Consider the following 12,306-nt stretch of genomic DNA (forward strand, 5'->3'; position numbering starts at 1 on the left):
TTCGTGGGCCTGTAGCTCAGCTGGGAGAGCGCTGCGTTCGCAATGCAGAGGTCGTCAGTTCGATCCTGATCAGGTCCACCAAGACAAACCCCGCAAGCTCAATCGCTTGCGGGGTTTTTTGATGTCCCAAAGTGGCTATTTTTCCCAAACACTCGAGCCTCGTCTGTACCAGTTCTGCAAAACCACCCTACAGCGCCCAGCACCACTTGGCACACCGAGACAGCGGAAATACTGGGATTCGCAGCCCTGGACAACGCTGGCGCGAAAGGGATGTCCGATCCGACAGCAGGCTCCAGCGCACCTCAAAAACATCCAGCCCCTACTCCATTACCAGCCGACCTCCTCATGTCTCCAGGGCCACCCGTCGTTGCAGGGTTGGGTCTCTGTAATCGTCTGCCCTGCGCCCTCAAGGAAGGCCACCAGGAGCCCTCATGCCCCGACTCCTGATCCGGGCATAGGGGCACCCCGGACGGAGCCCTTCCCGGCTCCGTGGGCGTTGATGACAACCATAGCGAGGCAGGAGACAAGGCATTACGACCTTGAATTGCCACGGGTCATCAGATCGTTCCGTTATGAATTCTTTACAGATTTTAACCACAATAAGTTGTTTAAAATCTGATAGCAACCACGAATGTCATAAATCGAAATTATTAAAATGTTAAATATTTTTGATTCGTTTTTTGCTTGAATTCATTGGCTATTTTTGAAGTTTGTTATTATTTATATTGACACGATATTTCATGCCTAATACAATTCAAATAGATTCGATTCTTTGAATGCATCATTGGTAGCCAGCGAAAACTAGCCAGAGGTTCCTTGACCAGAGATCCAGCAGCGAGGTTTGCGCCATCACCTAAGGCTATGTCATTTATTGATTACATTTGTTGTCATGCCACAGGAGACAAAGATCACCTCTTAACCCAAAAATTTGGTTCATGTCAGATGTTTTGAGCCACCAAGAACAACCAGTTTCAGCGATGTCCCAACCGGAAAGGAGAATCCAAATGAGCCGAAGACAAACGGAGAAAGCCATACAGGAAGAGGATGTTGTGCCACTTCCGAAATTGGCCTTTTCGATTAGGCAGACGGCAAAAATCATCTCTATGGGCGTAAGTGCAGTTCGTTCCCTAATCAAAGACCGTAAAATTCTGGTTGTACGAAAAGGTCGATCCATCATCGTTCCGTACACAGAAATTCAGGCCTTTCTTGATCGGGAGAAATGCTAAGTATTACAAATAAAGGGTGCACGGCAAATCTGGCTGAAATTGGACTCTTGAAGTCTGGACGACAGATGGGCCTGCTGGTTGGAAATGCCAACTGTCCGAGATAACCGGAGGGCAATGGTCCTCATGTATCCAAGGCATTCGACTCAACAATCCGTTGGAACTCCGTCAGGAACTCTCGGAAGTTCTGGGCGAGAAACCGAACCACCCGGTTGTTGTCGAGCAGCGGCCTGAGGTACCCACGAGCTATCGTCAGGGCCATGACGTGCTCGTTGTAGGTCTCATCGAGCATGCGGAAGTCCTTCTCCTGGATTCGCATCTCGTGCTCGATGCGAGCGAGGTCGTCCGGATGGATGCCCGGGATCTTCTTGGGGCTATCTGGATCGACAAGTTGTTCCTTGGAAGTGGTCATCACGAGGGCGCGGGCATAGGTCACGGAATAGGTTCCAGCCGCGACCATGATCTCGGCCATTTCGATCTGCCGGAGCGGCTTCACTTTCTTGAGGAGAGCCAAGGTCTTCAAGGGAACCTGCTTGTCCTGGAGAAGGCCTACAGCCTCTGGGCAGATCGAAAAGAGCAAGCTGCGATTCAAGCGCACCGTATCAACCGCCAAGTTGAGCGCCCGAGCAATGCGTTCAGCGGGGACCCCAGCGTCCAGTGCCTTCAGGATCATCCGATTGGCCTGAATCGGCGCGATCCGGTTCACCCTCTTGTTATAGCTGTAGCCTTCATTTGCGAGGGACACGAGGCATGGGGCCTCCGCGATCCCCAATTCTCGCAAGGCCTCGGCCCGAGCATGGCCATCGAGCAGGAGATATTTCCCGCCCTTTTGGGGAAAGACGCTCAGCGGCTCAATAATCCCCACCTCTCGAATGGAGGCCACCAAGGCGCGGAATTTTGAGGACTCCTTCAGGTTCTCTCCAGTTCCCCGTGTCGGGAGCAGCCTATCGACCCGAAGGGTGATCCCTTCAAGCTCAAAGGCGGGCTGAATCCGTAGGCCACTCATTTCTGGAGCATTTCGTTCAGATACTTGGGCAGGGAATCGAGCTTCTCAGCCCGAAGGAGCGTCACGAAGTGATCGTTCTTCATCAGGTCCTTGAGCGCCGTCAGAACGAACCGAAGTTGTTGCTCACAGTGCCGGGACTTCTTCACCAGCAGCTCCTGCTTCTGGGTTTCCTTGCGAAGGGTGCGAACCAAATCCTGCGGTGAAGGGGCCTTGGCCGATCTGCGGGAATTGGACTTCCCAAAATCTTTGCCACGAGCACGACGCTCTTCAATGAGTTTGCGCATCTTCAGGAGGGCACGCCCTCGGATCTTTCCACTGTCGTAGGCGTCCTGAAGGCTGCGCTGCATTTCCGCGTCACCCACGGTCGCGATCTCCATGGCCGAGGTAATGGGAATTTCGCCACGCTCGACCGCAGCGACGAGCCGATCCTCACCGTTCTCAATGAGACGAACGAGTTGCACCACGTAGCTCTCGCTGACGCCTGTGAGCGCCGCGATGGCGGACAAGCTGTGGCCACGTTCCCTTAACCCAGCCAGATCTCTCGCCAGCTCCAGGCATGATGGTGTTCGCCGGGTGAGATTCTCTACCAGGCTACATAGCAGGCGATCCTCCAGCGGGATCTCTACGATCACGGCTGGAATTTCAGTGGCGCCGCAGGCGATGAAGGCTTCTAGACGCCCCTGCCCACAGACCAGGTCGAAGCCATCGTCACCATCACAGCGGCTGACGGTGATTGGCTTCTTTAAACCAATCTTGGCGATGTTCTCGACGATCTCTCTGAACTTACCCTTGCTGCGACCCCGAGCGTTGATCACCCGAATCTTGTCGATGGGAACAAGCTGCACCTTGGTCATGCTGCCGCCCCGGCGCGAACCGTCTGGGCGATCCCCAAAAAATATTCAAGGGATTCGTAGCGGTAGCCATCCATGAAGAGGCCGTTGTCCTCCTTGATCCTGAGGCGAGCCTCCTTCACATCCAATGATGGGAGAAGGTAATAATCGAAAGGGGCCAGATTCGCAGAGTCCATCCGCACGACGAGCGTGAGATCTGGTGCGAGCCCAGCATCCAATCGGACGATCCAGCGCAAGGCATCGGCCCGAGAGACCTGGCATCGGGCAATGACAATCGCGACCGAATGCATCCCGTTGACCAGGAGCAAGTCGGTCTCGGAATCGCGTGTTACGGTTCCCCCGTGGTCTTCAAGTGCCTTGATGACCTGCACCATGATCTCGGGATGAAGTTGTCGGAGCCTTCGGTTGATTTCCACGTAGGCGAAGTCCCGATCAGGCAGGTAATCAATGAGTTGATAGGCCCTCGCCAGGCTCCCGAAGCGCTGCCGATAGGCCGAACTCGATGGCATCCCTTCTGCCTCGTCGATGATCAGCCCGCTCAAGCGGCCATGGCGTTGGGCGAGGCCCCGAAGCATTTCTAGAAGCTCAGTGTCTGAAGACCGTTTGTGCCGTTCCAGGATGATTTCCTGGGCCGCCGTGAAATCAACCAGATCCACTACGGCATCGAAGGCCCCGTTGCGTCGAACCCACATCTGAGGTGGGTTCTTGACTCGCTTCTTTTTCAACTTGAATGAAATCTTATTATACACATTGTTTCCAACATATTTCTCGTTTGTGAGCACCTGGTGGATCATTCCTCGGGTCCAATTCCGGCCCAACTCTCCGAAGATCCCTGCGCGATTGAGTTCTCCGGCAATCTGACGCTCGGTGTATCCCTCCTCCACGAAGAGCCGGTAGATCCGACGAACAACAGCTCGCTCTTCCGGTGGTCCAGGCACCAGAACCACCCGATCCGTTTGAAGACTCTTCTGTTCGCCGGGTTGTAGCTCTGCTTTTGGCTTTCCAGCCTGGTCGATAAGCAGCCGCCTCAATCCGTACCCGGCTGCACCTCCTTGCCGGAACCCGAGTTCGATCAATCGGCATTGCCCTTTGAAGACCTTTGTCGAAAGCTCCCGGCTGTATTCACCGGCCATGGCCCGCTTGACTCCCTTCACGATGGTGCTCACCGGGCTGCCATCGTTTTCAAATTGCTCGGCGCAGTACTGAACGGTGATCCCGGCCCGTTTGCAGATGTACTCGTAATAGGCGCTCTCATCGGCGTCCTGAAAACGCCCCCATCGGCTCACGTCGTACACCAGAACCATGGTGAAGTTCGCTCGCCCGCATTGCACCGTCTCGATGAGTTCCTTCAGCCCGTCCCGCCCGTCCAGACGAAGACCGCTTTTCCCCGCATCACTGAAGGTTCGAACAATCTGGATGCCACGCCTATTGGCGTAATCCCTTAGAACATCAGACTGGTTTTCCGTCGAATACTGCTGATGTTCCGTGGACATCCGCACGTATTGGGCCGCTTGGATAAGGTCGTCGCTCATGCTGCACCCCGTCTGACCAGGTGGCGGGCTTCGGCAAGCATTCCTTGGCCCTGGCAAACGACCCTATCTGCCTCCCGAATCGTTCACCATGACCTAATTGGTCAAGTTTTCGGCGAAAGCATGACCAGTTAGGTCAAGTCCACGGGGGAATCTGACCTGTCGGGTCAGCGTGGCCGCTTCGACAGGGGCTCCCCGTATGAACACCATTGCCAAACGACTCGGCCACATGATTGCCAGACAACGGAGGGCGGCTGGACTGACTCAAGCAGAGTTGGCTGAGAAGGTCGGCGTCCAACCAGAAACCATCAGTCGCCTAGAAACGGGGAAGCGAACCGTTTCCCTTGGGATGATGGCGCTCCTCTCTCAGTCTCTCGGACTTGAGCTACATGAACTGTTCCGACTGCATGCTACTGACAGCCCTAAAGACCAGGCGCTCGGGAACCTCCTGTGGTTCGGTTCCCGTCTCTCCGTCACCGAGATTGAACTTATCTTGGATGTGAGCGCCGCAGTCCTCACCCACACGCGGAGAGCGGAAGGGAGGCAGTAAGCACGGCCAAGCCGGTACCCACAGCCCTACCCCGAGGTCCCGTTCACCGGATCAGACAGTGAAGTAGAGAGCCCCCACCGCCATGGCACCATAAGCCCACTTATCCCACCATTCCCTCGGTATCTGCATCGAGATCCCATCACAGCGGTGCACAAGGATCTCACCGCTCGGGCCATAGAAATACACTTCACCGCTCTTCGGAAACCATTCTCCTGGGGCGGCCACCAGCAGTGGTGTGGTGAATCCCTCTTGGCCCCTCTCTGGGCCGGAATCGATACCAAGCGTGATGATCCATGCTGCGGCGTCGGCAGGAAGAACTGGTCCGGTCACACTCCACAGCGAGGTTCGTTTCAGTGAATCTGGGAGCTTTCTACGATCCTTTGCGTCCTTCGTGGTTTCGGCCCATTTGTTCAGGGTCAGCCTCCAGGGCATGAGATGTGGTGGCAGGATGCATGGGGGAGGTAGGAGGACGAAGGTCTCATCATCCTCCCCTGGTGTCGGCCAGATCCCACGCCTCTGATTCACCCTCCATGTCTCTCCGACCACGGAGATGTACTTCCGATCCACACCGTCATGAATGGTGGACATGGTCCTGAACAAATCGCTCATCCCATCAATTCCAATATCAGCAGACTCGGCTTCATCGGAATCCTTGGGTCGTGCACGATTCTGATTCCCACCCCTCAACGGAGGCTCCGTGGGAGCCGCGACCGGTTCCTCATTGATGGGTGGACTGGTCCTTTTTGGTGCATGGTCACCGGTGTGGTCGCTTGTGCAACCCTCGATTTCCACGTCCAGGTACGGGCATTCCGCGATCTCTCGGTCCAGCGAAGGGTTTTGCCTTTTCGCGATTCGTTCGAGATCTCTCTCGCTGGTAGATGGTTTCTTGTCGCGCATACGCGTCCTCCACGAGTGTGAGTAAGGCTTTCCCACGCAATCCAACTAGCATTGACGGGATATTCTGAGGACTAGACCACACCCCGACTTTTGGTGACGGGAGTGGCGGCTTCTGTTCCACGGTTGTGCCAACGCGGCTTGCTGCAGCCATGGAGGCCGCATCTACATCACGTCTGATGTGAGGCGCGATCGAAGCCCACTGATAGTGTTCACCAAGGCTGGATGCCTTCCACTTCTGACCATGGATCGCGTATGAAACTCCGACCGTGCGACCCCCTTTGTTAAGCAGGATGTCGATTCCAGCCTTGCCGAGTCGGTCGCAGAACTCGGCGTACGACAACACCTCTCCTTCCCTAGGCCACACCTGATCGAGTGAACATCGCGCAGAATCCATGGCCGGGGTTTTACCCCGCTTCCGTATTTCGCCTTTGGCCTTGTTGGGTTTGGGGGTATTTCTTTCGGGCCTAGGCGCTCTTGGCTTCATCGGTCGAACGCTACTCTGTAGCTGTATCGGTCCGTACTTCGCCTCGACTTCTCTGCAAACAACCTGTGTGATCCCGCAGTCACGCATGGTGTCACGAATCAGTGATCCGTCCACGCCTACCCGACACCAGAGCGGATGAATATGGTCATGGGGCTGGTCCAGATGGCGCAGAACCAGGAAGGTGTGGAGACTCTCGCTCAAGCCATGACGTTCTAACAGGGTGTCCGAAATATCACCCCAGTAGGGACTGACGCGCTCAACTTCGTGTGCACTGACCGACCAGTGTCGGAAGGGAGACGCTACATCAGGGCGAAGAGCAGCAGCCATTTCAAATACTTCAGTGATCATCCTGGCCGCTTCGGGTGTGTTAATTCGGTCTGGCAGAACACTCAGAATGTCGCCGGATGCGGACACGATTTCGACCCTACGGTTGACAAGTAGGTAGGTGAGCGCATTCAAAATTGATCTGACCTTCAGTTTTTTCGAGATCATTCGGGATCTCCCTTCTCTTCCACCCCTGCGAGGCTTCTCCTAAGCCATTCCGTCGCATCTGCGACAGAAGCTGCTTTCGTGCGCACACCTTCATCGAGGGAACGCTCTTTGCGAATGACCGCCAGGAACGAATGCACCACCGCAAGGTGACGCCTCACCGCGAGGATGATCGGTCTCTCCTGCAGGGGCGGCGGAATCGCCACGATGGGGGATCGCAGAACCTCAGTGATGGCACATCCATGGGCTTCCGCCATGTTACAAATGGCCTCATATTCCTCGGGGCTTACTGGTACAGAGATTCGTCGAGATCTCCGCTTTGCATCCGGTTTCCGGTGGCTCCTGGTCCGCGCCGGGATGTGTTCCAGCAGGGGATGAGGATCAGAGGACATTCGACACCTCCACGGGCCTGGAATGGGCGGCTCGCCCTTCATTCGTTTCCAGATCCGGAAGCACCCCGGAGATGACCGGTAATGGCATGAGTTCCCCCCCGAGTGCGCAAGGAGCGGCCTGGTCACCGACGCAAGCCCCGGAAGGGGCGGCGGAAGTGTGAACATGGCTGCCTCGCTTGCGCATTTCGGCCTCTTAGCGTGAGTCAGTTCAATTTGGATACCTATGATGTCATATCTTTGATACAACATCAACAATAACAATTTTACCAACTGGTGTAGTTTTAATTTACCGGCTAATTTATAGCAAATGGGCATAGTTGCAGGCTTTGACCAAAATGCATCTATCCTCTCTATGAACAATCCATAGGAGGATCCATGTTCGTCCCACATCCACCCGTCAGGAAGAAGGCGAATGAGACAGTTCGCCTTTCCATTCCCACTCGCCTGATGGATACCGTCAGGGCTATGGCACAGCAGGTGAATGGAGAACCCAGCGATGTGCTTTGTCAGGCACTGGAATACGCCTTGTCAGACTCAGACGTGAGAAAGAAACGCTCCAAGAAGCCCACCGAATCTAACGATGGCAATCCAAAGGTCGTAGAATCGGGTGACCGTCCGAAGACCCCTTCCGAGGCCACCTCTCAACTGATGATGAGCCCCGCCAAGCCCACCAAGGGGTAGCTATCATCGGCTAACCGACCCATTCCGCCTGGCCCGCCTGTGTCACAGCCGGGCGGATGGGTCCTCGCCACTGCGTGGCTGCGGCAGTGTAAATTGCAGAAAATACGAGCTTCCAAGCAGTTCGATCACCTTTGTGACCCTTTTTTCATTCTTGTCTGTTCCGCCCATGCTCACGGCCTGACCACGATTCCTACCCATGGGCGTCATTGCTTCATTCCAAAGGATGACCTCAACCCTGGAAGATCTCGTGCGCGTGAAACGCCAGAAAGCTGGGCTCCGGAACAAACCGCTCTGGGATCTGAATCCGGCATCCGTCCAGCCCAAGCAGCCAGTCTGCCGCCAGGCGGTTCCCGCGCAGGGCTCGGAGTCTCGGGGATGCCTTGATCGTGTAGTCAGGCAGGACCGTCAGCAGCCCGCGATCGTAGGCCCGATCGTGAAGTGCCGATAGACATAGACCATTCCTGGGGTTCAAACGATTGGAAGCGTCTTGCGCCCACGGGATGATGTGACTGGCCACCAGGAATGTGGCGTCACCAAGTCCGGTCATGCAGCAGCGGCCCCGGTAACTGGATAGGACTGAGCGTCGGAAGAAAGACTGCCGAAGCCTTGCCAGAACCACTGCTTCCCGGGTTTCTCCTTCGTAGCCCATTTCGGGCTCCCCGGGTGCCACCGAGTCGGACTCTTTCCAGCCAAGGGATTGAAGCACCCGCGTGCTCTCCTCTGCCATGCCTTGCCAATCAGCGTGGAAGGCCTGCCACACCTCCCGATCCCCATCGGAGGCATTCCCGAGGCCTTTCCGACCACTCTCCCTGATGGCCGGATCCAGGCTTGCCAGGTTCACAAGCTTCATAGCGACCGAGGAAGGGGTCCTGCCCAGGAGGGATGCCAGATCGATGATCTCCGCCGTGCCCTTGTGTAATCTCCCAAATGGCAGAAGGCAGTACAGCCGGAAGGCGGCGATCAGTTCGTCGCGTGTCCAGAGTCGCCGCCCAGCCACTGACATGCAGGCTGCCTCAGGCCCCTAAGCCAGGTTGGGGACCTTTGGGCCGAAAACTCCACTGGTCATAGTTGAGCTTGAAGCTGGTCTGAGTCACGAACCTCTTGAAGTCATCGTTGTCGCTGAACAGCTTGAATATTTCCAGATTGCTGTTCACGAGGGATGTCATGGCGCGGGCAAGAGCCTTGTCATGTTCAATGCGTGCATTCTGCTCGTCGCTGTTCAGCCGAGCGTTCTGAAATGCTTTGTCCTGAGCCACCATGGCGGGCAGTTCCTTGGTCAGGATGGCTTCGACTTTGTCCTTGTCCTTCCAATCGATATTGCCCCACTGCTGGTGCCACTCCTTCAGGATCTCGTCGAGTGGTTTCAACTCGGGCTCGGGGGACACACCACCACCCGTCACAGTCGAGGGGTCGATCAGAGCATCCTTGTTCTCCAGGATGAGCTTCTGGGTGACCTGCTTTTGCGCACGGTAGCTGTCCATGTTGATGGCATCGAGGATGCCCTTGGCCAGGTCCTCTTCCTTGGGTGCGGGCAGCTTGGGGATCAGGAAGTTCAGGAAGATGGAGAGGCGCTCCCAGCTCTCCTGGGTATAGGGCAGGATGGTGCACAGGAAGTCATAGGTTCGGACGAATGCCTTGGCATCGCCCTTGAATTTCACTTGCCCATCCTCGTCCAGCTCCGACTTGTAGTTCTCGCGGCACTGGTCGAGGATCGGGTCGAGCCTGGGACGCTCAGCCCCCGCCAGGAATAGATCAGACAGTTCCTGGACTTGTTTCTGGGTGTAGATGTGGGCGTCATCCAGGTCAGCCTTGAGGTCATTGAGCTTGTTCGGGTCGGTGGCCTGACTCAGCACCGTTGTCTGGTAGTAGTCCTGGAAGGCTGCCTTGATCCCTTCTACCTCGTTCAGAAAGTCCAGAACGAACACATTCTGTTTCAGGGGGTGTGCCCTGTTGAGGCGGGAGAGGGTCTGGACAGCCTTGATGCCCTCCAGGGTTTTGTCCACGTACATGGTTTGCAGCAGCGGTTCGTCATAGCCGGTTTGGAACTTGTCGGCGCAGATGAGCCACCGATAGGGCTCTTCCTGGAACCGATCCTCGATATCGCTTGAAGGGAATCCATTGAGCTTGGACTCGGTCACTTTCTCAGCTTTTGTTGGGTCACCGCTGGTGCTGGATTCGTCTACCACCTCGTGCTCACCCGAGAAGGCCACGATGGGCCTGTAGATGCACCCAATCTCCTGCAGGTAGGCGTTGAAGGCGTGAAAGTACTGGATGGCCCGCTTGATGCCTCCAGTCACGACCATCGCCCGCGCCTGGCCACCCATGAGCTTTGGCTTGACCACGTTGTCCAGGAAGTGATCGATCATGACCTGGGCCTTGCGCTCGATGGCCGTGAAGTTGCCCTCCACATAGTGGCGCAGCTTCTTCTTGGCCTTCTTCTCATCGAACAGGGGGTTGTCTTCGATGACCTTTTTCAGTTTGTAGAAGCTGTTCACAGGCGTGTAGTACTGAAGCACGTCCAGAATGAAGCGCTCCTCGATGGCCTGTTTCATGGAGTATTCGTGGAAGGGGCGGTACCGGGTCACGCCACCATCCACGAAGGGTTCCCCGAACAATTCCAGGGTCTTGGGTTTGGGTGTGGCGGTGAAGGCGAAGTAGCTCGCATTGGGAAGCATCTTCTTCGCTTCCATGAATCGGTTGATCCGGTCCTCCGTGGATTCCTCTTCCCCCTCCTTGCCAGCTTCGCTGAGGGCCACATGCATGGCAGCGGCGGTCTTGCCGCCCTGGCTGCTGTGGGCCTCGTCGATGATGATGGCGAAGGCATGGCCCCGGTGCTGGCTGCTGATCTCGTCCACGATGAAGGGGAACTTCTGAACGGTTGAGATGATGATCTTCTTGCCGTCGGCGATGAAACCCTTCAGGGCGCTGCTGTCCGTCGCGTGGCCGACCACGGAATCCACCTGGGCAAAACCCTTGACCGTGTCCCGAATCTGCTTGTCGAGCACCCTCCGATCCGTGATGACGATGATCGACTCATAGATCGGGCCCTTGGCATTCCGAAGGGCCATCAGTTGATGAGCCAGCCAGGCAATGGAGTTGCTCTTGCCGCTGCCTGCCGAGTGCTGGATCAGGTACCGGTGCCCCGCACCATGCTGGGAGACATGGGCCAGCACCGACCGGACTACATCCAACTGGTGGTAGCGGGGGAAGATCTGCTTCGCCTTCTTCTTGCCCGTCTTTTTGTTCTCCTCCAGCACCACCTGGGCGTAGTTCTCTAGGATCTCGGTTACACCTTCCGGCGTCAGCGTCTGGAGCCAGAGGTAGTCCGTCTTGAGGCCAGCGGGGTTGACCGGGTTCCCTGCCCCCTTGTTGTACCCCTTGTTGAAGGGCAGGAACCAGGAGGCCTTCCCCTTCAGCTCCGTGCACATCTGCACTTCCTGGTCGTCCACGGCGAAGTGCACCATGCAGCGCTTGAAGCCGAACAGCAGATCCTTCGGGTCGCGATCCTGCTTGTACTGCTCCACGGCATCCGCGACCGTCTGCTTGGTCAGGTTGTTTTTCAATTCCAAGGTGGCGATGGGCAGCCCATTGATGAACAACCCCAGATCCAGCGCCAGGTTCGGGTTCTCCTTGCTGTACTGAAGCTGCCGGGTCACCGAGAACCGGTTCATGGCGTGCAGCGCCTGGGCCTTGATGTTGCCCTCCGACGGGGTGGCATAGAACAAGGTGACGCTGTGCTGCTGGTGGCTGATTCCCTTGCGCAGCACATGAATGATGCCGTACTTGGTGATCTCACCCTGGAGGCGACTCAGGAAGGCCAGGCGGGTGGGGCTGTCGTTGGCAATGTCCAGCGCCTTTGCCAGGACAGGCTGCGTGTCCTCCAGAAAGGCCCGGAGTTGAACCAGATCCAGGGCAAAGTCCCGGTTGTAGTCCTTGGCGCTCCCAAGGATCCAGCCGGTTCCCCCATAGGGGCTTACTGCTCCCGCCGCATGCTCTATAGGGACCGGCTGCACCATCCCTGTCATCGCCTTTACGATGATGTCTTCCAGGCCTTTCTCTGTGGTGTCGGTGCTCATCCGGTCAAACTCCAGGAGAGGCGATCAAGTAGCGGTCAAGGAAGGCATGGGCTGTAAGTGATGGATCCAGTAAGGAATGGATACGGAGATTTGGGCAGATCCAGGCTAGCCGGGGCCGCCAGTCAAGT

The 12,306-nt window shown here is 56.5% G+C and carries 8 protein-coding genes, 1 tRNA gene and 1 pseudogene; 3 read left to right on the forward strand and 7 right to left on the reverse strand.

Annotated features, from left to right (window positions below):
• The first annotated feature begins 5 nt into the window (after positions 1-5).
• A tRNA-Ala gene (locus MLE43_RS04110) sits at positions 6-81 on the forward strand.
• A 1,266-nt stretch (positions 82-1,347) separates the two neighbouring features.
• Here MLE43_RS04110 and MLE43_RS04115 read toward each other — a convergent pair.
• From MLE43_RS04115 to MLE43_RS04125, 3 genes are read right to left on the reverse strand one after another with little or no spacing between them, the layout of a single operon-like run.
• A complete protein-coding gene (locus tag MLE43_RS04115) occupies positions 1,348-2,229 on the reverse strand; it encodes a plasmid partitioning protein RepB C-terminal domain-containing protein (protein WP_275976004.1) in 882 nt (293 codons plus the stop codon).
• Positions 2,226-3,083: a ParB/RepB/Spo0J family partition protein gene (locus MLE43_RS04120; protein WP_243302200.1), complete on the reverse strand. Its 858-nt coding sequence runs from the start codon at positions 3,081-3,083 to the stop codon at positions 2,226-2,228. Before MLE43_RS04120 ends, MLE43_RS04115 begins: the two co-directional genes overlap by 4 nt.
• Positions 3,080-4,612 (reverse strand): recombinase family protein, encoded by a 1,533-nt coding sequence (locus MLE43_RS04125; protein ID WP_243302201.1) that lies wholly within the window; start codon positions 4,610-4,612, stop codon positions 3,080-3,082. The genes MLE43_RS04120 and MLE43_RS04125 overlap by 4 nt, the downstream gene beginning before the upstream one ends.
• 226 nt (positions 4,613-4,838) lie before the next feature.
• On the opposite strand from MLE43_RS04125, the gene MLE43_RS15050 reads away from it, so the two are divergent.
• Complete coding sequence (locus MLE43_RS15050) at positions 4,839-5,159, forward strand: helix-turn-helix transcriptional regulator (RefSeq protein ID WP_420843162.1); 321 nt, start codon at positions 4,839-4,841, stop codon at positions 5,157-5,159.
• 51 nt (positions 5,160-5,210) lie between these two features.
• Here the strand turns inward: MLE43_RS15050 and MLE43_RS04130 are convergent, their stop codons facing one another.
• Both MLE43_RS04130 and MLE43_RS15055 read right to left on the reverse strand, forming a co-directional pair.
• Positions 5,211-6,056 carry a hypothetical protein gene (locus tag MLE43_RS04130; RefSeq protein WP_243302202.1) on the reverse strand — a complete coding sequence of 282 codons (846 nt, stop codon included), beginning with the start codon at positions 6,054-6,056 and terminating at the stop codon, positions 5,211-5,213.
• A 526-nt stretch (positions 6,057-6,582) separates the two neighbouring features.
• Positions 6,583-7,032, reverse strand: a pseudogene (locus MLE43_RS15055) (relaxase/mobilization nuclease domain-containing protein); the annotation flags it as partial.
• A gap of 764 nt (positions 7,033-7,796) precedes the next feature.
• Here MLE43_RS15055 and MLE43_RS04135 point away from each other — a divergent pair.
• A complete protein-coding gene (locus MLE43_RS04135; protein WP_243302203.1) occupies positions 7,797-8,102 on the forward strand; it encodes a hypothetical protein in 306 nt (101 codons plus the stop codon).
• A 229-nt stretch (positions 8,103-8,331) separates the two neighbouring features.
• Here MLE43_RS04135 and MLE43_RS15060 read toward each other — a convergent pair whose 3' ends face one another.
• Both MLE43_RS15060 and MLE43_RS04140 read right to left on the reverse strand, forming a co-directional pair.
• A complete protein-coding gene (locus MLE43_RS15060) occupies positions 8,332-9,105 on the reverse strand; it encodes an HNH endonuclease (RefSeq protein WP_420843157.1) in 774 nt (257 codons plus the stop codon).
• Positions 9,106-9,115: 10 nt separating this feature from the next.
• Positions 9,116-12,178, reverse strand: a complete 3,063-nt coding sequence (locus tag MLE43_RS04140; protein ID WP_243302204.1) for a type I restriction endonuclease subunit R — start codon at positions 12,176-12,178, stop codon at positions 9,116-9,118.
• Positions 12,179-12,306 lie beyond the last annotated feature (128 nt).

Origin of the sequence: Geothrix oryzisoli (assembly GCF_022808865.1) — a bacterium.
Taxonomy (GTDB): Bacteria; Acidobacteriota; Holophagae; order Holophagales; family Holophagaceae; genus Geothrix; species Geothrix oryzisoli.